The organism is Granulosicoccus sp. 3-233, assembly GCF_052681095.1.
In genome coordinates this window covers 77036-99689 of the sequence record NZ_JBQYLE010000004.1, presented here as the reverse complement: position 1 = coordinate 99689, position 22654 = coordinate 77036, and the positions used below count along the sequence as shown (strand labels likewise).

13 protein-coding genes are annotated in these 22654 nt (G+C 57.1%); 9 read left to right on the top strand and 4 right to left on the bottom strand.

From position 1 onward, the window contains the following. Nucleotides 1–16: 16 nt before the first annotated feature. Nucleotides 17–1102, bottom strand: coding sequence for a hypothetical protein (locus ACUNV4_RS12340; protein WP_430878860.1), 1086 nt, complete (start codon nt 1100–1102; stop codon nt 17–19). Continuing rightward, nucleotides 1099–4110 carry a peroxidase family protein gene (locus tag ACUNV4_RS12335; protein WP_430878859.1) on the bottom strand — a complete coding sequence of 1004 codons (3012 nt, stop codon included), beginning with the start codon at nt 4108–4110 and terminating at the stop codon, nt 1099–1101. Before ACUNV4_RS12335 ends, ACUNV4_RS12340 begins: the two co-directional genes overlap by 4 nt. 434 nt (nt 4111–4544) lie before the next feature. Here ACUNV4_RS12335 and ACUNV4_RS12330 point away from each other — a divergent pair, with 434 nt between their 5' ends. Genes ACUNV4_RS12330 through ACUNV4_RS12305 form a run of 6 tightly spaced genes read left to right on the top strand, consistent with a single transcriptional unit; the run spans nt 4545 to nt 14088 of the window. Further along, complete coding sequence (locus ACUNV4_RS12330; protein ID WP_430878857.1) at nt 4545–5954, top strand: NADH:flavin oxidoreductase; 1410 nt, start codon at nt 4545–4547, stop codon at nt 5952–5954. Between the two features lie 47 nt (nt 5955–6001). Then, nucleotides 6002–7525 (top strand): c-type cytochrome, encoded by a 1524-nt coding sequence (locus ACUNV4_RS12325; RefSeq protein WP_430878856.1) that lies wholly within the window; start codon nt 6002–6004, stop codon nt 7523–7525. Further along, complete coding sequence (locus ACUNV4_RS12320) at nt 7525–7959, top strand: hypothetical protein (RefSeq protein ID WP_430878855.1); 435 nt, start codon at nt 7525–7527, stop codon at nt 7957–7959. Before ACUNV4_RS12325 ends, ACUNV4_RS12320 begins: the two co-directional genes overlap by 1 nt. Continuing rightward, nucleotides 7956–9431 carry a c-type cytochrome gene (locus tag ACUNV4_RS12315; protein WP_430878854.1) on the top strand — a complete coding sequence of 492 codons (1476 nt, stop codon included), beginning with the start codon at nt 7956–7958 and terminating at the stop codon, nt 9429–9431. The genes ACUNV4_RS12320 and ACUNV4_RS12315 overlap by 4 nt, the downstream gene beginning before the upstream one ends. Nucleotides 9432–9441: 10 nt before the next feature. After that, entirely contained in the window at nt 9442–12261 is a 2820-nt protein-coding gene (locus tag ACUNV4_RS12310) for a c-type cytochrome (protein WP_430878853.1), read from the top strand. A gap of 12 nt (nt 12262–12273) precedes the next feature. Then, nucleotides 12274–14088: a GMC family oxidoreductase gene (locus ACUNV4_RS12305; protein ID WP_430878852.1), complete on the top strand. Its 1815-nt coding sequence runs from the start codon at nt 12274–12276 to the stop codon at nt 14086–14088. A gap of 37 nt (nt 14089–14125) precedes the next feature. Here ACUNV4_RS12305 and ACUNV4_RS12300 read toward each other — a convergent pair whose 3' ends face one another. After that, nucleotides 14126–14965 carry an oxidoreductase gene (locus tag ACUNV4_RS12300; protein WP_430878851.1) on the bottom strand — a complete coding sequence of 280 codons (840 nt, stop codon included), beginning with the start codon at nt 14963–14965 and terminating at the stop codon, nt 14126–14128. Nucleotides 14966–15454: 489 nt separating this feature from the next. Here ACUNV4_RS12300 and ACUNV4_RS12295 point away from each other — a divergent pair, with 489 nt between their 5' ends. The 3 genes from ACUNV4_RS12295 to ACUNV4_RS12285 all read left to right on the top strand — a co-directional run bounded on the left by ACUNV4_RS12295 (nt 15455) and on the right by ACUNV4_RS12285 (nt 21895). Further along, the gene (locus ACUNV4_RS12295; protein WP_430878850.1) at nt 15455–18355 is read left to right on the top strand and encodes a caspase family protein; all 2901 of its coding nucleotides are present in this window, start codon (nt 15455–15457) and stop codon (nt 18353–18355) included. 17 nt (nt 18356–18372) lie between these two features. Continuing rightward, a complete protein-coding gene (locus tag ACUNV4_RS12290) occupies nt 18373–20415 on the top strand; it encodes a hypothetical protein (protein WP_430878849.1) in 2043 nt (680 codons plus the stop codon). Nucleotides 20416–20734: 319 nt separating this feature from the next. Then, nucleotides 20735–21895, top strand: a complete 1161-nt coding sequence (locus ACUNV4_RS12285; RefSeq protein ID WP_430878848.1) for a hypothetical protein — start codon at nt 20735–20737, stop codon at nt 21893–21895. A 66-nt stretch (nt 21896–21961) separates the two neighbouring features. Here ACUNV4_RS12285 and ACUNV4_RS12280 read toward each other — a convergent pair whose 3' ends face one another. Further along, nucleotides 21962–22630, bottom strand: a complete 669-nt coding sequence (locus ACUNV4_RS12280) for a hypothetical protein (protein WP_430878847.1) — start codon at nt 22628–22630, stop codon at nt 21962–21964. Nucleotides 22631–22654: the final 24 nt, after the last annotated feature.

Here is a 22654-nt window from a genome sequence, read left to right as displayed (position 1 = left end):
GCTGCTGGTCTGCCTTTCATGGCGCCTTGGACGAATCTCCTCGCATTTCCCGGTGATAGGCACCCGTTGCATATACCTTCTTGCGAACAGCATTCATGCGTCCCAGCGGCGCATGTGCGGGCAGCGATTGCCAGGGATTGAACTGCCGCTGCTCGCACTGCGCCAGCGACTCCTGCGACGCGAACTCCTGTTGATCGAAGTGCAAGGTTGCCACCGTCACGAACGGTGAATCGTCCTCGTCCCAGATCACCGAGGCGTCCTCGATCGGCATGCGCTGCGGATCAACCTGCCGTTGTACGCCAAAGGCCAGACAGGCCGGTGCCTGCTGCAGATGGGCATCCAGTGCTGCGCGTAGCTGATTTTCTCCAGGGTCGATGGTCTTGTCGGTCTGGTAGTCAGAGCAGGGAGTCAGCGAGTATTTCACCGCTTGCACGTCCGGCGGCAATTGCCCGTCCGCTCCGATACGCTCATCCAGCGCCGATGGCACTGTACTCCAGTAACGTATGTCAAGCGGGCTGTCGTGCCGTTTTCGCGCCTTGATAACGGTGAACAAAGATTTTACATGAGGATCTCGGGGACTGAGAAAGAACTTCAACATGCTCCATCGATCACCTTCCTGTCGCGCACGCATGAAGGCGAGGAATTCCTCTGGTGTGGCAACGAAGAGTGCCGGATAGCTGTTGAACAGAAAATCCTGCATGCCGGCCTCTCCCCAGAGGGTGGCGCCAGGTACCTGCGATACCCGCAGTGACACGCCGCGGATATCCTTCTTCGAATCATCCCACTGGCTGGCATTGGCGAATCGAGCCACGACGGGATATTCCGCGACGGAAGCGAAGAGGCCGTGCTGAAGTGGCTCGGGAACGTCTGCAGCGACCCGGAAATTGCCACTCAGACAGGCAACTGTCTTGGGCTGGTTGTAGCGGGACAACACGCCATCGCGTCGCTCGGCTTCGGTGGTGGCCACCACCCGTTGAGACATCTCGGCGACCAGTTTGTCGGTGTTCTCCTCCTGCACCTCGACAGTACTGCAGGCGCCGAGCAACAGGCAGATCGACAGCTGCGGGATGATTCCCTTCCGGCTTCGGCGCATGGCTATCATGGCAGCTCTCCTTCGCTGGTGTGAAAGGCAGGATCCGCTTCGGCACCCAGGCGAGGTTTCCAGGCCAGTGAGTAATAGTCGCCGCGATCCCGAGCCCAGGGGTCGAAGACATTGCGTACCGGCAGCAGCTCCTCGCGCAACTGCGGTACGGTACGCAGCAGGACGCGTTTCATGGGGGAGACCTCTTGCACATGCCCATTGACCTTGACCGGTTCCAGGCAACGCTGACGTCCATCGCTGTCGCGTGTCAGCGGAAAAGGGCATCCTTGCAGTGGGCCGTTGTTCTGCACCCAGTCGTAGCCGGCATGGCTGTAGAACTCCGGTCGGAAGCTGGAGGTAAAGAAACGATCACTGAACAGTCGGCGTGACGCGTTGATGATGAAGACGTGAAATTGTGTCTCGGAGATGGCAAAGCCATGTGGTCGCGTGTATTCGGCCAGCCAGCCGACGATATTGTCGACGTCCTCGATATTGTCCACGACGCTGCCATCGGGATGACCAAGGCAGTCATTGATGAACTCGCCCTGTGCGTTGCGTTGCACCACCGAGATGGTCTTTGCGGCATCGCAGACATGGGTTCCGTAGATCTCACGCAAACGTCTGACAGTCTCTTCCTGATGAGCACGCCAGGGACTGTCTGCAGGCAGGCGTTGATCGACGAAATCGTCGAAACCGGTCAGCGTCTTCAGACCGATCTGTCGGCGGAATTCGTTGAATCGTGGTATTCCGCGCTCCCGATCACGAATGATGTCCAGCGCCGGGATATCCAGCTTGCCGGTTGTCGAGCCGACATGCGGCATTGGCAGATTCTGCAGGAACTGCGGCAGGTTGCGCAGGTGCAACAGCCCCAGTCGCTGTCGCCCCATACTCAATGCCCAGCTGTCGATGCCCTGATCATGCATGTGCTCGGTGGCACCGGCGCGCACCGTATTCAGAATGGGGAAGCGCTGCGTGATGACATCGGGTTCTTCCGGTGAGCGCAGCTCGATGAGATCCGGTACCAGAGCGTGAAGACGATAGACCGAGGTGAATTCCTCGGGAAAATTGAACGGGGATCCGAAGTGATTGATACCTCCGTTGACATCCTCGATTCGGCTGATATCCCAGTCATCATGCTTCCACCACAGCATGCCATCCGGACGGCTGTTGCCGAGACCGAAGATGCCGGCACCCGAGGCGAACACAGAGTAGAGTGAGTTGCTGGCCGCGGCCTTGCCGGATTGACCCAAGGTCCTGGAAAGGTTACCAGCCGAGCGACTGAGGAAATTCTCGTCTCGATTGACGATTCGCCGCAGCGTCTTGGAAACGCGGTCCTCGTTCTGATTGAACAGGCCGAACCAGTTGGAGTTCATGGCGGCATGCAATGGTTCATCGTAGAGCAGCTGTGTGGTCCACTCTATCGTGTGAATCTTGGCAATACCGGCCGAGACAACCAGCCTTGCCAGTTGGAAGAGCCGCTCATCATCCACTTGTTGCCAGGAGATACGTGCATCGGGCTGATCAGGGTGACGCAACCCGGAGTCGGCCTCGGGAACTGATTGCTGCAACTGACGCACATGATCGACGAATGCATTGTGTTCGCGCGCAAACACATTGTGATAGAAGCTGAGGCCGATGTTCCAGTTGTCGGGAAACCCGGTGGATTCCTGACCGCGCCAATGAGGCCGGGTACCGCAATCGAGATCGTCGGGCGGGCATTCGCGTAGCAATGGCAGATAGTCATCGATCAGTTGCAAGCGTGCAGGGTCTTGTGGGTCGCGAAGGACCCGCGAGGCGGATAGTGCATCGTGTCCATAGAGCTGAGAGGCATCCCACCAGGCGGTCACCTGATTCAGGGTGGTGCGTGGTGCGCGGCTTTGCCAGACCTTGCCTGCGTGTTCGAATTCCGGTGCAGGTTCGGTTTCGGCGTACAGGGACGGCTCTCTGCGATCACCGGGTCGACACCCGAGTGCTTCTGCCTCCGGCGTCTTGCAACCCACCGGTTCCAGAGCCCTTTCATTGTGACCCTCGACGGTATGCGAGAACCAGTCGTGCGTCATGAACTGGATCCAGAAGGCTGCCAGCACATTGAAGAACGGCGCTTTCAGGTAATCGCAGTCAACCGACAGATCGGCTGGATCGCCGGAGCCCATACCCGAGTTGCAGCCATTGTCCGCACGCTGCTCACGGGTGAAGAGTTGTCGACTGATCAATTGTGGGTCCGGGGTCAGCAGATCGATACGGCCGGCATGTCGGTTACGGTTGAGTTCATTCAACTGCAAGTCCGGGAAGGTTGCCTCGAACTGGGCATTGCGAGCAAACGGGGTGCCGGCAGAGCCCATCAATGGGTTGATAGCGTCATTGCAGATACCGCTCAATGTTCGGTATTGCAGCAGTTTTCCCTGACAAAGTTGCTTCGACTCGCCACCGACGTCGCTGAAATGCTCGTGGGTGGGGGGTAATCGCATGGCGTCCCACTGCTTGAGCACCCGGCCATCGGTCCCGTCGCGCCCGGTGATGTATTCCTGATAGGTCGTCTGGTCGAAAAGATTGAACTTGATCAGTTCGATGCGCTGGTACTCCAGATCGATCAGGGCACCATCCACACCGCGACCATTGGGATAGAGGTGCTCTCCGATTCGGGTTCTGGCCTTCTTGTCACTGTCGGACAGTGAACGACTGTCACCGGCAGCGAAATAGTTCGGCCAATCCACCCAGGGCGTATCTTGCCATCGGGTGGCGTTTTCACCGCCGCGACACAGAGCCGTGTCGGTCTGTACCTTTCCCAGAAATCGTTCGGAACGATCATCCGGTACCTTCAGGATGCCTCGTTTGGCACTGGACGCGCAGGCTTTCACCAGGCTCTGTGCCGAGGTCTCCGGGGTATACAGCGTTGTGCAGCTCAGCAAGCCAAGCAGAGTGAAAATGCTCAACCTGCCGCAGGCAGCACGACTGATACAGCGTGTGATGACGCTAGCTGCTGAAGGTGACGGGTTTGCTGCGCGGGTCAATGAAGATTGACTGGGCATGATGCGTATCCCTCTGATGTCGGGTTTTCATCTGCACGATGACGTTCACGGCGTTCAGGTTGACGTATCGTCGATGAAAGCTCAACGGGGGAATGCCTGTGCTTAAGTCTTGTCTCGTTCGAATCCTGTCCTCATGATTCAGCCGCCGTTGCCAATGCTGTTTTCGACAGATGAATATTGCAATGCGGAATTATTGCGAGTTGTATTATCGGTTTTCCATTCAGGTTGAACCAATGGTCGGGCCTGTGGAAAGAGCGTCAAAATAAGAACACGACTTATGTCTTGTCGTCAATTACTGAAAGTCGTTGTAATCTGGTCCTGTACTTGTTCCTGCCCCGCAATGGGTATCGGGATGTCATCGATATCCCGATTCACCTGAGACCGCTCAGGGCCGTTGATCACGTTGATGGATTGTCGATAGGAGAGTTTTTCTCATGGAAACAGTCGCAACCTTGTCGCCCGATCAGAGTTATTCCGTAGAGGATAACGCTGCGATCATCCATGATCCCATTCGGTTTCGTCACGTCGAGGCCAAGAACAGAATATTCCGATCCAACCTTTCCGGCATGTTCGATGACTACAACGGTCAGGGTGGAAACGCCCGGGTGAACTGGGAGAACAAGTTTGCAAAGGGGGGCGCTGGAGGCATCATATCGTCCTATACGCCGGTGATGAATTCAGGTCGTATTCTCACTCGCTACGCGATGATCGATGATGATGACAAGATTCCCTTCTGGCGACATGTCGGCAGGAATGTTCATGAGCATGATTGTCGGTTTTTCATGCAGTTGAGTCATTCGGGCCGTCAACAGGATCTGGGCGGGGTGGAAAACGTTTACCGTACCGTGGCAAGCTCGACGGACAAGAAGGACTACTTTCACGGCATTCTCTGCCACGCGGCTGACAAGTCCGAGATCAGGGAAATTGTCGAAGCCTTTGGTCAGGGAGCAAGACGGGCTCGTGAAGCCGGACTCGACGGCGTTGAATTGCACGGTGCGAACGGATATCTGATCACGCAGTTTCTGAGCTCCGGCATCAATGACCGCGAGGACGAGTACGGTGGCAACTGGGAGAACCGCAGCAGGTTCGTTCTGGAAATCATCAGAGAGATACGCCGGCAGGTCGGCACGGATTTTCACCTGCAGATGAAGATCAATGCCGAAGATCACAATAGCTGGCTATACCCCTGGCAGAAGCCCGGCAACACCCTCGATGAGACGCTGAAGATCGTGGGCCTGTTGATGGACGATGGCAAGGGCGTCGATGCCTTTCACATCTCGGCGGGCTCGACATTCCCGCATCCCATGAATCCACCGGGGGATCTGCCGATGCGTGAACTGACACGCTGGTATGACGGGATGATCAGCCAGGGTGTGCGAGCGGGGATGAACTACCGGATATTTTCCAACCGAATCGGCGCGTTCCTGTTTCGTCGTTACTGGATATGGCGTCGTGGCAGAAAGATCGAGGGAATCAATGAAGATTACTCCGCCGCCATTCGCAAGTTCGTTCAAACCATCGACCCGACGGTCAAGGTCATGGTGACCGGTGGCTGGCAGCACGGCGACCGTATCGCCAGCGCCATTCGAGAGGGGCGGGCCGATGCGGTGTCGATAGGAAGACCACTGATTGCCAACAACAATCTGCCGGAAATCCTGAAGAAATCGAATGGTCCTGCCAGACGCAAGGAGTGCACCTACTGCAACAAGTGCCTGGTCAACGATCTGGAGAACCCCCTGGGGTGCTATGAGCTGAGTCGCTACGACGGCGATACCTTCGAGGAGAAATACGACGAGATGATCAAGGAAGTGATGTCTGTCTATACGCCACCAACGTTCGTTTGACAACCAACGGATCTCGGACTCAGCACAGGGATCTTCGGAGAGCTTGAATGTCAGTCGACTACAACAAACTCACGCCAATAGAGGCCTATATACGGCGACGACGTTTCTGGTGGCTTGTCGTCAAGTTGCTGATCGTGGCCGTGCTTGTCTATTATTTCATCTTCAAGTCGACCTACGTCATCGCCTATGACGATCCGGTAGAACATTTCAAATACGGCTCCATCGGTTCAGAGCCCGCAACGGGTTTGCCTGTAGTAGTCCTGAATGCAATTCCCCATATCTACCGGGATCGCCTCGGTAATGCAGGGTATGCCGCGTTCGGGATGAACACCGAAGCCGGACAGTCGTTGCCGATCGGCTTCTCTCGTCGAGTGGTGACCGGTGTCGAACGGGCCTGGTTCAACTGCGCTGTGTGTCATGTCGGCACCTACCGCTTGCCCGAATCAGACCAGGTGCACTTCGTTCCGGGTGGCGCATCCAACGATCTGAAACTCCACGACCTCATCATCTTCTTCGCCGATGTCGGCACGGACCCCGGATTCACCGCCGATGCGGTCATTGCAGCTGTCAATACAGATGAAGTGCCCGGTCACCTGAATTTCATTGAACGACCGTTCTACCGTCACGTGGTTCACCCCCGAGTCAAGGCGGGTTTGATGGCATTGTCGGATGAACTGCAGTTCGTCCGACGGCAGGAACCCTATGGTCCGGGACGCGTCGATACGTTCAATACCTACAAGGTATTGCAGTTCAATTTCGACATGGGGCCCCACGCCATCCCGGATGTTGCGCTCAACGGTTCCTCGGACTACCCGTCCATCTGGATGCAAAGGCCTCGCAGCGGGATGAATCTGCACTGGGATGGCAACAACCAATCCGTATCGGAACGCAATCTGAGCGCCGCCCTCGGCGCTGGCGTATCTCCCGTGTCAGTGGACCTGGAGTCACTGGCACGGGTGCGTGCCTGGGTTGACACGTTGCAGGCACCGGTATTTCCGGGTGAAGTGGATCTGGAGATCGCCGCCCGTGGTGCGCCTCTCTACAAGCAATATTGCTCTTCGTGTCACGGCTACAAGTCCCTGGACGAAGGGTCGAGCTATGAATACTCTCAAGCCGCTTACCCCGAGCTTGGGCAGGTCGTCGACCTGGCCGATATCGGTACAGATCGTGGTCGCTGGGAGAGCTACGACCAGGACTTCGCCGCTGCGCAGAATACCTTGTATGCGGGCTATCCCTGGCAGTTCAGCCATTTCAGGAAAACCTCGGGCTATGCCAATCATCCACTGGATGGTATCTGGGCGCGATCGCCCTATCTGCACAACGGTTCGGTACCGACATTGCGTGATCTGTTGAATGCCTCTGCAGAGCGGCCGACTGAATGGTATCGGGGTAGCCGTATTCTGGATCTGAAGAAGGTCGGCTACCGCAGTGATGCCGGCGCGGGCGGCACGTTTGCCTACAACACCGCCGTGCCGGGCAACGGCAACTCGGGTCACGAAGGTGCGAAGTACGGCACAGAGCTGTCCGGTCCTGACAAGGACGCCATCGTGGAGTACATGAAAACCTTGTGATGCACTCAACTCACCTGAGCCGGTGGAAGGCCAATCATTCTCTGGTCACCATTATCGGCATCATTCTGAATGTCAGCGTTGCTCTTCCTCTGCTGATATGGCCAGACTTCGTGTTGGCGGTGCTTCATATTCCACCGACCGACTCTCTCGTCATGACGCGGTTTGCCGGTGGATTGCTGATCATTCTGTCTGTTTTCTATACCCCGATGGTCTATGACATCGATCGCTATCGCATATTGGCGTGGTTTCAGATCATTCCATCTCGCACTTTCGGTACGTTCTTCTTTCTGGGAGCGGTGGTGATAAAGGGGGCTCCCGCCGGCTTTCTGGTTGCAACCCTGATCGATGGCACGATCGCCATACTGGCGTTGCTCTGCCTGATCAGGATCGCATCGCTGGAGCAGAAGATCATGAACGGGCAGGCAGACTCATGAGCGCACGCAAGGCACGCATCTTTCTGATCGTCTTCATTTCGGCCATCGTTCTGCTGCTTGGTGCCTGGCTTGTTCTGCTGCGAGATGTGCCGCAGGAACGGTCCAATGACCCGGCCTGGACCTTCAATCATGGCTCCATCGGGAATGAGGCTGCACAGGGATTGCCGTACTGGATCTGGCGAGTGCTCCCTGCAGTCGTTCCAGATCTTCTTCCCGGAAATCAGCGGGGCTTTTCTGCCATTGGTGTCGCCTGGGAGCCCGGTGCCCAGCTACCCGTCGGATTTTCTCAACGCACAGTGGGTGTGATTCCGCGCGTTGCCCCCAATTGTGCTTTCTGTCATCAGGGAACCTATCGTCTCGACCTGGAGGATCCGGAAACCATCGTCAATGCGGGTCCCGGTACAAGAGTCAATGTACAGGGCTTCTTGCGTTTTCTCGTGGCAGCGGGTCAGGATGAGCGATTCAAGTCCTCACTGATCATGGAGGCGATAAAGGCACGCTATGACATGCCGCTGTGGGAACGGCTGCTCTATCGTTTCGTGTTGATACCGGGCACCCGCGCCGCCTTGAAGAAGCAGGCCGCGCAGTTCAAATGGACTGACAACCGCCCTGATTGGGGACCCGGTCGAATCGATCCGTTCAATCCGGTCAAATTCGCCAACCTGAAAATGTCGGATGATGGAACCATCGGCAATTCCGACATCATGCCGCTGTGGGACCTGCAATCGGCTGCGGCCACCGAGCAGCGACGCTTTGCCGTGCACTGGGATGGGCTTTCAACGGATGTTCACGAGACCGTGATGTCCGGTGCCATCGGCGATGGCTTGACGTACCGATCCTATCCCGTGGTAGCGAGGAATCTGGCGGCCATCGAAGATTTCGTGAATCTGGTGCAGCCGCCTGACTCACCGTTTTCCTCACGTCTGGATCCGTCCAGCAAGTTCTACGTGGATGCCGAGGCTGTGGCGCAAGGTGCGCGGATATACGAACAGGACTGTGCCAGCTGCCATGACGTCAAGGGCGAGCGATACCGGATGCCGATTCCGATCGCCGAACTCGGAACCGATCGTCACCGACTGGACATGTGGACCAGAGAGGCGAAGGAACGCTACTCCGATTACGAAGATGACCATGACTGGGGACTACAGTATTTTCAGAAAACCGACGGCTATCTGGCTGTTGATCTGAAGGGACTCTGGTTGCGCGGACCCTACTTGCATAACGGATCTGTACCGAACCTTCGTCACCTGCTGACCAGGCCAGCGGAGCGGCCCACCACGTTCTGGCGCGGTTCCGATCTGGTCGATGCCGAGAACGGCGGCTTTGTCAGCGCAGAGGGAGCTGACCCCTATCGCTACACCATACGCGTCGACACGACCGTCATCGGCAATGCCAATACGGGTCACGTCTGGGGTACTGATCTCGATGAAGTGCAGAAGGAAGCGCTATTGGCATACCTGAAAACACTGTGAGGCGCGCACTATGGATACGGTTTACCTGGGAAAGCGAGTCGGCCGGATTGTCAAGAGACTGGTCATCGTTGCTGCAGCTCTGTTCGTCATCGCGGCAATCGCAGGGGTCCTGGTCGTTCGCGCCCTGGTGTTGCCACCGTCTGATCAATTCGGTGCGGTCGAGGATGAAGCCAGGCAGGCAGGGCGAACTGCCGAGACCCTGAGCGGTGCGCAGGATGACTATTTCGTGTCTGTCGACAAGGGGCTGTTGGCAAAACCCGGGGACGGCGAGGATTATCCCGTCGAGGTGCTTCAGGTTGCGGACGATACGGGTCTTGAACCGGAAGAGGTGCGGCTTGCGGCCATCCGCGGTCAGAACATGTGGCTCGTCTGGACTGGCGGTAATGATCGTTTCTGGAACTGGGCAGCTGCCAATACCCTTGGTGCGTTCGATCTCCTGAAATTGATGTCAAGCCACCCGAGTCAGGCCTATGGACGCTTCAACCGGTTTCGCTGGTTGGGACTGATCAACGAGCCCTGTCATGAGCAGGCAACGGAAGCTGATCCTGAACGGTTCGGTCTGTGGCTCGATACCCGTTCGGCAGACTGCGACCCCGACCCCTTTGCCGACCCTGAGAGCTACCCGGGTGTCGAAATCGGAGCGCGTGGCAAGAACGTGCCTGTCGGCTCCTATTATGGAGAGTCAACGGGGATCATGGGGCTGCGCCTGTTCACGAACCCGGACTTCGACGAGGCCGCTCAGGCCAGGTGGGATCCGGTGCGCTTCTACGAAGATGAGTCCTACTACAATGATGCCGATCTGGTTCGCCCGTATCGTGTTGGCATGTCGTGCGGATTCTGTCATGTCGGACCGAACCCGATCAAACCGCCGAAGGATGTGGAAGAGCCGGACTTTGCAAACATGACGTCCAACCCCGGAGCGCAATACTACTGGGTAGACCGCATATTCTTCTGGGATACCGAACCGCGACCGGATGCCACGACGCCGGCGAAGAACGAACGCAACTTCTTGTATCAGCTGTTTCACTCCAACCCGATGGGAACGCTGGATACGTCGTTGGTGTCAACCGACTACATGAACAATCCGCGCTCGATGAATGCGGTGTACGAGACCCGAGCGCGCTTGCTGCAAGCCATGGGAACCGGCAAGGAGCAAGTGAAGGACGGTGAGATGGACAATGTTCAGTTTCAGGATTACCCACAGACAGAGGCCTTGTCTTCGCTTTACGATCCGGTGACAGGCGATGTCGCGTCCATGCGCGTGTTGAAGGATGGTGCTGACAGTGTTGGAACACTGGGAGCACTCAACCGCGTCTACCTGAATATCGGCACATTCAGCGAAGAATGGCTGCTGCACTTTCGCCCCTTCCTGGGCGGTCAGAAGATCTCTCCCATCAGGATTGCCGATGCGAAGAAGAGTTCCAGCTACTGGCGAGCAACGGAGGACCAGTCGCCCGACACGGCCATCTACTTTCTGGTGACAGGACGAGCCGACAAGCTCGCTGATGCCCCCGGTGGTGCGCGCCTGCTGGCGCAGACCGATGCAACCGTGGATCGCGGCAAAGAGCTCTTCGCCGAAAACTGCGCTGCCTGTCATACGAGCACAGCCAGGCAACCCACGCCAGAACCTGCCTTTGGCGTTGACATGGATTTCTGTGAAGGGGGTGGAAGTGGTGCGCGCTATCGCGAATGCTGGGATCGATACTGGGCCTGGACACAATCCGACAGTTTCCGATCGCAGATGAGCGAACTGGTCAAGGCGGATGATTTTCTGGACGGGAACTATCTGTCGAATGAACGTCGGGTGCCCATGGATGTCCTGGGTGTCAACGCCTGCAGTCCCATTGCATCCAACGGTTTGCGGGGTGACATCTGGGACAACTTCACTTCGGATAGCTACAAGACTTTGCCACCGGCAGGGCCCGTGACCGTCGAACATCCGGTGTCGGGTGCGCCGTCCAGTTTTCAGGCCGCTGGCAATGGTCGCGGATACTTGCGTCCTGCGTCACTGGTCAGTCTGTGGACCTCTGCACCTTACCTGTTGAACAATGCCGTTGGCATGGAGAAACATCATTACCCATCGACATATTATGAGGCTGTCGACGACGTGCCCGAGACCGCGGCGGCAGAGCCCTCCAGCGTCGATGGCAGCACGGCAGGCTTGCCGGCTTCCGTTGGGGACTACGGTCATGGAACCCGGACATCATCCTGCCCGTCCATTGATGCGGATAATCCCTATATGCCCTGCGTCGAGAATCGGGTAGCCAATTTCGAGAAAAGCATGCGTCTGATGCTGTCACCAGAGGCGCGCAGGAAGGATGAGCACACGGTATCCGAGGTCCCGGGTTATCTGTATCGAACATCCGCGCCGTCCTGTCTGATCATTCCCGAAGGTTTCTCTCCCGAGATCGTCCAGCGATTCTCCGGCGTGCTCAGCAGAATTGCCCCCTGGGCCGTCAAGCCGGGAGGTGCCGTGGAGATCGGACCATTCCCGGCAGACTTCCCCATCAATGCGTTGCTCAACACCGAGCTGTTGCCCGACAACGACTCGGACACCTCGTTACTGGCCCATGCCTGGAAGATCGCCAAGGCTGCTCCTGCCTTGCTCGGGACATTCCGGGACCTGGGTGGCACCTGTTCCGTGGAACAACTGGCTGACCCTGCCATACAGCAGCATGCCAGTGAGGTACTGAAGAAGCACCGGACGGTGGACACACTGGTCGGTTTGTCAAAGTGCCCGGACTATGTCGTCAACAAGGGGCACGAATTCGGGTCCAGGCTGAGCGATGCCGACAAGGAGGCTCTGATCTCATACCTCAAGCATTTCTAGGCAGACAGCGACATGACAATGTCAGATCACTATGATGTCATCGTTGTAGGGGCAGGAGCCGCTGGTGGGGTGCTTGCTGCGCGGCTGGGCGAAGGGGGCAGGCGTGTTCTGGTTCTGGAGGCCGGGCAAGACCCAATGGATCCCAAGGCCGACTCTGCGAGCAGTGATCGACCTCTGGCAGACGAATACCAGGTTCCCGCCTTCAATGCCTTCATGTCCGAAAATGCCGATTTTCGTGATGATGAGTGGGTGAAACACTACTGTGACACCGAGCAACAAGGCAGAGACTGGAAATACGATCCGCAGAGGGACGGCGTACTGTATCCGCGAGCCAAGGGCCTTGGAGGTTGTTCGGCGCATCATGCAATGGTGCTCATCAAACCCAATGACATGGACTGGAATCATATCGCGCAAACCACGGGCGATGACTCCTGGTCTGCGTCCGCCATGCAGAAATACTGGGAACGAATCGAACGCTGTCGATACCGATTCTTTCTGTGGCGATGGTTGGCGAAACTGACCGGCTGGAACCCGACCGGCCATGGCTGGTCGGGCTGGCTGCAAACCGAGTATGCCATGCCCTTGCAGGTCATTCGAGATCGATTGTTGCGTCGCGACATCCTCAAATCGATTGGTGGCGCATCCGACAGCTATCAGGGTGAGGGTCTGGATTTCGAAACCACGGCTCTGGATCCCAACCAGCGGCGTCACTGGAATGCCAATGCCTCCGGTGTGCGCCTGACTCCGATGTCCACGCACAGGCACAGGCGCACGGGCGCGCGCGAACGACTGCTCGACGCCATGGGTGATCACACCACCGATATCACGCTGGAAACGGGTGCAACAGTGAGCAAGGTCGAAATAGTCGACGGACGAGCCCGGGCAGTCATTTACGAAAGGTCAGGCAGGATCCAGCGCGCTCAGGCGACCGAAATCGTGTTGTGTGCGGGTGCGTTTCGCACGCCACAGCTGTTGATGGTCTCTGGCATCGGTCCCGAACATCATCTGAAGGCGGTAGGCATCGAGCCGCTGCTGGACCTTCCCGGAGTCGGCGAAAACCTCCAGGACAGGTATGAAATCAGTGTCTGCAACGAGATGTCCGAACCGTGGAAAGCGTTGCGAGGCGTCGAATACACGACCTCGGATCGCGCTTACAAGAAGTGGAAACACTGGCGTCTCGGTCCATACAAGAGTAACGGCGTGATCTTCGCCGTCATGCTCAAGTCCAGGCCTGAGTTGCTGGTGCCGGATCTGTTCTGTTTTTCCACACTGGTGGATTTTCAGGGCTATTACCAAGGCTATTCCAGGCGAATTCATGAGAAGAACTTTCTGTCCTGGACCATTCTGAAAGCCTATACGCGTAACAAGGCAGGGACTGTCCGCTTGCGCTCGCCTGATCCGGGCGCTCCTCTGGATATCCGGTTTCGGTATTTTCGTGAGGGAGATGATGGCTGGGAAGATGACCTCGATGCGGTCGTCAAGGGAATACGATTCGTACGCAAGGTGGCGGACTGCATGCCGACGCGCATATTCAGGGAAGTCTGTCCGGGGCGGACGGTGTCCACCGAAGAAGGCCTTGCCTCATTCGTGGAGAACAATGTGTGGGGGCATCACGCTTGCGGTACCTGTGCCATGCAAGCACTGACGCAAGGTGGCGTTGTCGATAGTCGATTCAAGGTGCATGGGATAAACGGGCTGCGTATCGTGGACGCGTCCATTTTCTCCAGAATACCCGGCTATTTTCTGGTCAGTGCGGTCTACATGATTGCGGAAAAGGCTGCCGATTCGATTCTGGAAGATCTGGCGCATGCAAGCCCCCGGGATTGAATGATTTCAGATCTGCGCTGCAAGCCTGGCGCCAGTATCACTTGACCATGCTCAGCACGATTCTGTCGAAAATCCGATCTCCGAACCATTTTCTGATGAATATCATCAGGCTGGCATATTTTCCCGCAACGTATCGCGTCCGTGGTCTGCGGGCCGTGACTGCCTTGGAGACAACGTTGGCGATCAGCTGTGGAGATGATGCACCACCACGTTTCCCGTAAGCCTTGGCTGTACCCTCGGCAACACGGGCTGCCATCGTTGAGTAGGCACCGCTACCGGAGAATCTTTCCATCGGGCCGCTGACCACATCACCAAAGGCGGTCTGGATGATGCCTGGTTCAACGATGATCACGTCGATGCCAAAGGGGGCCAGTTCCAATCTCAGGCAATCGGAGAACCCTTCCAGCGCGTGCTTCGAAGCGTGATACCAGGCGCCCAATGGCGTGTACATCCTGCCACCCATGGAGGATATGTTGACAATCCTGCCAGAGCGCTGTTCGCGCATGGCGGGCAGCAGCAACTGAGTCAGTCGTGCCAGACCGAACAGATTGACCTCGAACTGGTAGCGTGCCTCGTCAAGCGGTATGTCTTCCACGGCGCCATAGAGACCGAATCCGGCATTGTTGACCAATGTGTCCACATTGCCAAGCGTCTTCTCGATGTAGTCAACCGCGGCGATCAGACTCTCCTCATTCGATACATCCAGTTCGACAGCAACAGCACCTGAAGTCACCAGATCCTGCATTCTTTCAGTTCGACGTGCAGCGACAACGACTGACAAGCCATCGTCGAGCAATTGCTGTGCGATGACCTTGCCCATGCCGGAAGAGGCGCCAGTGACGAGTGCGGTTTTCCGGGTAGTGTGTGACATGCTCATGTGGCTCATCCTCTGATCACCATTGTCGACGTTGACAGGTCAACTATTGCCTGGTCCGAATACCTGCGCCAATTGAATCCCTCTGCGCAGCGTGGCCGCCGGGTACCGGATACTACTGGCCGACAGTTCAGCGAAACAGAATGCACATTCCGACTGCTGGCGACCGTCGTTGACATCATTGACTTTCCCTGCTCTATTGATTTTATACAACTCTGGACCTGAATTGGCCACACTGTTCGGTCTGTGGTAGTCGAAAGTATGGTTCGGGTATTTCACCAGGAGATGTATGATCGGTTCTTGTCAGGAAGGCTTTTCCCATTGGGAGACCCAGCAGGAATCGACAGGAAAACAGACATGGCCGTCCGTCGAGACGCCATGCGGGCGCGGTTGACAGCCGTCGGAATTCTGGCGCCGATGGATTGATCAACTCGCGAACGACGATGGCGGCAACGTCGCGTCACAGGCTGAACACTTCAGGAAGGAGGAATCATGAGCACTCCGACATTCAAGTGGGTCCACGCTGAATCATCGAGCGAACTGTTCGAATGGTTCAGCCTGCATGGGAGTCGTCGAATCGACAGTGTGCATCTGCATCACACCCACATGCCGAACATTGCCTTGTTCGACAGTCTGGCAGATTCCCTGGGTAGTGACGAGGCTGCCGGTCAGGAGCTGTGCAGACGCATGTGGCGTTACCACACGGCCGTCAAGGGCTGGAGTGCCATGGCGCAGCACGTCACCGTGGATCCGGTTGGGCGGATCTGGCTGGGCAGGCCCTTCGACCGACCGCCCGCCAGTGCCAGGGGTCACAACGGATCGTATGCATCAGGTCCACTGATGATCGAGATGATCGGACAATTCGATGTAGTGGCGGAAGTCCTGTCGGACAAACAGCGTAATGCCACCCTGGACGTCGTCGAAGCCGTCATGCGGACGTTCGAGTTGTTACCCTCCACGTCCTTGCGATTTCATAGTGACATGAGCGCGAAATCCTGCCCGGGTACGGCTCTGGACAAGAGGGCATGGGTAGAGGAACTGGGCAAGAGGCTCAATGGCAAGGATGCGCCGAAACGCCGGAAAGCGGGCGGGGCAAGCTCGATTGGCGCTGACCTGGCGTTGCTGCACAGTCTGCTTGATCCTGCCGAGGATACGCGTACGCGCTCGCTCAGCGATAGCGAGTTGCTGGCAGAGCTACCCGAGTCCGACATGAGTATCGACGATATTGCCAGAATGAGTCGTGGGACAGGTGTCTCGATGCGGGACATCGGGGCGGGTAGTGAAAGAGGTGGCAAGAGCGCTTCGTTGAATCAGGCAATGATCCGGCAGTTGAAACCCTACGTGGTCAATCTCGAACAGGGTCAATTGTCCGATGATGGCAAGATGATCACCTTGCCGGAGGATCTGGATGCCCTGATCGACTCACTGGAAGCCTGGGTTCGCAAACAGCTCAGTGATGGTGACGAGTCGACAGTACCTCGGGTGATGCTCTATGCACACGGAGGCATCAACAGCGAAGAGGATTCGCTGCTCTTCGCTTATGAGTATCATCAGTGGTGGCTGCAGCAGGGGGTCTACCCGATCTTCTTTGTCTGGGAGACCGGCGTGCTTGAGACCGTGATGCAGCTGTTGGAGGAGTATGCCGGCAGGGGAGGCGCGGAGAGAGGCTTTGTGGAGGATCTGCAAAGCGGGCTTTCAAGAGTACGCGATGCTGCGGTGGAGAAATTCGTCAACACGGTCGGACGTGATTTCTGGACCATCATGAAACTGTCCGCCCAGCGCGCCTCCAGTCTCGAAGAGGGTGGCGGAGCAGCACAGCTGGCTGGCAAGCTGATGTCCCTGCAGGAGCGGCTGACAGCTGATTTTCCGAAACCCGACGACCAGAGCGAGGGCCCTATCCTGTTCAGTGCCGTAGGTCACAGTGCGGGTGCCATTTTTCATTCCTGCTTTGTCAATGCCTGCACGCAAGGGTCGGACAAGTCCCTGTGGTTTGATGATGTCACCTTCATGGCTCCGGCTTGTACTATCGATCTGTTCCTGTCAAAGATCAAGAAGCCGCTGACGGAGGGCAGGATCGGCAGAATCAATCTGATGTGTCTGGACCGTGAAACAGAGGCTGCCGATCCGACCGTCCCGTTCTATGGCAAGTCGCTTCTGCATCTGGTCAGCAATGGCTTCGAGAAGGATGCGGGAACCCCGATTCTGGGCATGGAGAAGTACATTCTGGCCGATGAATACTTGAGACAACTACTGGGCCTGAGCGGTGAAAGGAACGTGGATACCCGATTGATCGTTGCGCCCTCTGGTGCCGAAGAGGAACAATTGCGTTCCAATGCCCGTACACATGGTGGCTTCGCGCGAGACTACGACACGATGCGCACCGTAGCCATGTCTCTCAGAAGAATCACTGATGCCAGTAGCGTCCCGCCGTTTCCCTCAAGATCAGCCGCCACGCGCGGTGACGGTCGGCTGTTCAGGAAGCTGGACAACCGCCTGGACCACGAGGTGGTCAATCTGGTCAGAGGCGGCCAAGTTGGATATGGCGTTGCCGCTGCGCCGGAGACCCACAAGCCGCTTGACCCCAATCCGATGCCACACCAGGTGCCGATGGGAAAGCGCAAGGCAATCTGCATTGGAATCGATGGCTATCAGGGTAACATCACGCCATTGAAAGGCTGTGTCAATGACGCCAGGAACTGGGGAGAGCTGCTCGAGGAATACGACTTCGAGGTCGAGTATCTGCTGGAGAAGGATGCGAGTCTGTCCGGTATGAAACAGGCCATCGGGCAGCTTGTCCGCGACGCAAAAAGTGAGGACATCGTCGTCATCCAGTATGCGGGGCATGGTGTGCAGTTCGAGGACCTGAATTCGGATGAAGAGGACTTCATGGATGAAGCTCTGGTTCCTTTCGATTGCAGGGACAAGTACTTCCTGAGCGATGATGAGCTTTGGGAACTGCTGCAGGGCGGACGGTCGGCCATCCACGTCTTCATGGATTGCTGTCATTCGAAATCGAATACGCGCGCACCACACCCTCCGGGAGCCGTACCGAGAATCGTCATTCCGAGTGCTGACATGATGCGCATGCACCGGGAGCGCATGCATACGGATGGCGTCAAGTCCGCCAACAAATCCATTGAGTCGATGAGACACGTGAAATTTGCAGCGGCGGGGGATGCGGAGTACGCCTACGAGCATGGAGGCAACGGCAAGTTCACGACTGCCGCTCTGGCTGCCATTCGTTCAATCAGAACACCGATCAGCAATCATGACTTTCTGCTGGAGGTCGAAAAACACTTCGAAGGTGACAGTCGCCAGCATCCGGGTCTTGAATGCCCCACCCGCATGAAATTCACGCCATTCCTGTCGGGCGTCAGCATTGCACCGCCCTAGCGCCGGTTGCCTCGCCAATGACAACCCGATCCATGCTGGGTATCGACAAGGACCTGATCTCGGATACCACTGACATTCGGGACATGATGTACAGCCCTGCGCTGGTTTCGCTGGAACCAGAGCTGTTCCCCGAGCAATTGCTGCTTGACACCGATAGTCCCCGGATTGCAGTCGGGAACCAGGCCGATACCGAGTATTGCACTGGCTTCGCGCTGGCGGCGATCATCGACATCCAGCGTGCGACCATGCTGTTGAACAGAGCTGCCCGGTCACAGCAGGCTGGTACGTCGGCTCGATCAGTGCACCCCGAACCGTGGGAGTTTCAACCAGTCAGTGCTCGCATGCTGTTCGAGATGGGGCGATTGATCAGCGCGCGCTGTACCGGGTCGGGCAGTCATCGATACTCGATACGCTCGACCTTGAAAGGGTTCTATCACAACGGTGTCTGTCTCAGGAAAGACTGGGACGACAATGACCGGGTGAATTACCTGACAGTCGAGCGAGCAAAGAGTGCAAAACAGATATCACTGGGTGCCTACTATCGATTGCGCCATTTCCTGAGTGATTATCACGGGGCACTGGCCGAGTCCGGTGCCATCCTTGTCTCGGCCATGCTGCATTCCGGGTGGCAGAAGCCACCCCTGAGCGTCAGCAGCGGGATCATCAAGCGAGCGGATGAGACTGGCGCGCATGCGTTCGTGATCATCGGGTATAACCAGGACGGTTTTCTGGTACTCAATAGCTGGGGGCCTGACTGGTACGGACCTTTCAGTCTCGACGGGCAAACGAGAACGTGTCCCGGCATCGCATTATGGCGCTATGAAGACTGGGCCGACAATGTCATCGATGCCTGGGTCCTGCGGCTTGCCGTACCCACGCCATTGTCGTTCGAGCACTCCGTCGGTTCACAGGGCAGACGGTTCGGCTATCTGGCCGGTGGCAGTGTCTCGCAACGAAGAAATTCGGGCGACGAGTCGCCACAAGGCAAGGATGGACTGGAAGTTGCCCCATCGAGAAAAACCGTACTGGGGCATTATGTGCACATGGAACGTGGCAAGTTCGTGCAGAACGGCAGTTATCCGGATTCGCGTACCAGTCTGAAGAATACCTTGAACTATCTTGACAGGCGATACAGCAACACGCTTGCATCGGTAGGCAAGAAACCACCTGAGCATATCTACCTTCGTATCATCGGTGACTCGGGCAGTACCAAGGATGCGATGCACCGTGTGTCCTCGCTCAAGCGCCGATTGCGAGACCGCAATATCTACCCACTGACTTTCATCTGGAGTGCGGAACTGGCCAATGCCTTCGCGATTTCCATAGGCGCGTGCATGCAGGAAGCCATCAAGCAGATACCTGAGCCATCCGATGAAAGGGACGATCTGATCGAGTTGGCAGTCAGGGCCATAGGCGTCCCCCTGTGGGCGCAGATGGATCGTGATGCCGAGTGCGTTGCCAAGGCGAACGGGCCGCTCGAACTGGTGTTCGCCAGATTGAACGACATATTGGATCGTCGGCATCCCGCTCCGGCCAAAGGCTCGGGAAAGATCGACTTGACCTTCGAGCTTGCCGGAGCATTGGTCTTCGTCGCCTGGATGACGCGACTCGGGACCAGAGCGATCGATGAGCTGCGCCATGTCAGGCACATACATCTGGTCATGCCGATGGTGGAATCGTTGAGACTCGCCAGGTCCATTCGATCCGTGGTACCGGATTCGTGTCGTGAAGCTGCCGATTTTCTGTCCAGGCTCAAGCTCTATTTTCCAACGGAATCCTATCTCAAGCACTCATCCATTGCCTACTACCAGCGGACCTGGTTCGAACTGGTAAACAACAGTTTCATGCCTGACAATCTGGGGGAAAAGTCCAGGGAGATGGTCAGTCTGTTCCCGGACGAGTTTCTGGAGAGAGTTCATCATTTCTGGCCGGATGCCCGTTACGATCGAACCGGTATCGAGATGACTCGCCAGGAAGACCGGTCGGCGGATTTGCGGTGGAGCCTGGTAGAGGACAGATTTCTCGATGGCCTCTTTGATGATCGAACTTCGAGTTCCTGATCTCGATGGTGCTGTCGTCCACGCTACCTGGTACGGTGCTCCACGCGCTTGCTCTGGAAAGGACTGGCCGAAGAGATCATCGGGCGCTAGCCGATGCGCAACCTGGAGTTCGAATCATCACAAGAACTTGCGGGGGCATGTCCGTGCTTGCAGTTCCACCGAGATGTCGAGTGAGTCAATCCGACTGCTGACTATCCGAAAGATAGCCATGGGGCGTTGGGGTGACGGGTAGCGGCAGGGATAATGGCATCAGCAATTGAAGAGATCCCATGACTACCAGGTGCTTGTCGCGCTCAGTGGTGGACCACAGGAGACTGCCATGCAATGGCTTACCGCAATCATCGCATTCGCTACGACAATGCTCATTTTCGCCGTCATCGTGTCGACCTTCGTCGAGCTGATACATCGGGTGTTCAGAATGCGGGGCAAGGGCATGCAGTTGATGCTGGAGAACCTGTATACCCGCGCCATCGAACCCCATCTCGACAGTCGGCAGGCCCAAACGATGAATCCCGGCAGGTTTGCAGAGATCATCATGGAGAATCGGGCCATTGCCTATCCGGCAGACACGTCACGTCAAGGTCGTATGGGCACACTCCTGGGCTGGCTCGTTGATTCAAGGTCCATGACGGACATTCCCGTGGAGGTCTTTACCCAGAAACTGGCCGACAGTCGTATCGTCGGTGCGGCCGAGCACTTCACCGATGACGTTCTACAGGATATTGCCCAGAAGTACGAGGCTTTCGGGCATGAGGTCGGCACCTATTTCGGCAGGCGTGCCAGAGTGTTCTCGGTCGGCGTGGCTTTCGTCGTTGTCTGGTTGTTCTATGTGCATCCTTACGAGATTGCTGTCACCTATTTCAGCAATCCTGCAATCGCCCAGAGTGTCGCTGACAAGGCGGTAGACTCGCAGAACGAATATGCTGAGCTGAAGCAACAGCTGCAAGGCATCACTGAGGGTGGCAATATGACGGATGCACAGACCAGCCAGCTCAGCGACGCGTTCGATGCGCTGCGGCAGGAGATGGCGGCGACTCGGGTCACGACCCGCGAGCTGGCCGCGTCGGGAATTCCGCTGGGATGGCCGGATGCCGAGGCAGGGATCGCCGTTTGTTTCAGCGAGCAGACAGGCGAAGGCTCAACGGGTTCTTCGGCATCTGCAGTCGATCGGGTGAGCGGATTCTGTCGCTACAGCCTGCCATTGATCGGGGTGATCACGATTCCCTCATTCGCCAACAGTCTGTGGCTGATTGTCGGCGGTCTGCTCGTGGGCCTGGGGGCACCGTTCTGGGCGCAGGCTGTCTCCAGTCTGACGGCGACTCGCGATCTGACCAGGCGTATTGCCAGAACCGTGAGCGCAGGCGTGGAAGAGCCGTCCAGTCGCTCTCGCGGTGGAGGCGTGCCTCGGGCCCTGAATGAGGCTCCTGTTCATGTCCGGACCTTCAATGTATCCCGTGCCAGCCGAGAAAAAGCGGAGTAGCAGACATGTCTAGCGGGCGAAATCTTCCGGGCAAGCTCGCCAGTAGGGCAATCATCATGCACGGTGCTATTGCAACAGGCTCTCCCGAGTAATGCCGATATCCTTTGCCAGTTCCTTGAACAGATCGTTGGCACGATGCAACATGGCATTGCTGATCTCGTGTTGTTGTTGCCAGTCCGGTGGGGCAGCGCCCTGACTGTAGAGTCGGTTGAGATTGAGATCCTGCTCCGCCATCACATCCAGCAGAAACAACGACATTTTCTGTGCTATTTCGGGGTCGACGAGAATGGAGGCACGACTGGCCTGAAGTCGCCAACGGGTCAGCAGTTCGGGTGTCTGCTCGCTGTAACGCTGATAGGCAAGGTTCAGCATCTGCTCATTGTCGATATTGGGGGTGCCATACCACGACACGTCCAGTGCCAGAGTCTCGTAGGTCATGAGCACATCGGAGAACTGCATCAGCATCTCCGACTGGGCTTCGAGTATGGCCTTGTCGCGCTCCCGGTCGGCTTCCAGTTGCCTGGCCCGTTCACTGGCCTGTTGCGCCTGTATTCTTTCCCGAGTTGCAGAACGAGCCTCCAGATACATGAAGCACAGGGGGATCAGCACACCGGACAGCAAGGCGGTCAGCAACAGCAGTCCGGCCTTCTCGACAAAGGAGGCACTGCCCAGGGCGCGGCGCAGCACGCCTCGGTTGTCGGCATCTGCGGTGTCATCGATTTCCTGAGTGGACATGGGCAGACTCGAGGCTAGGGGCCG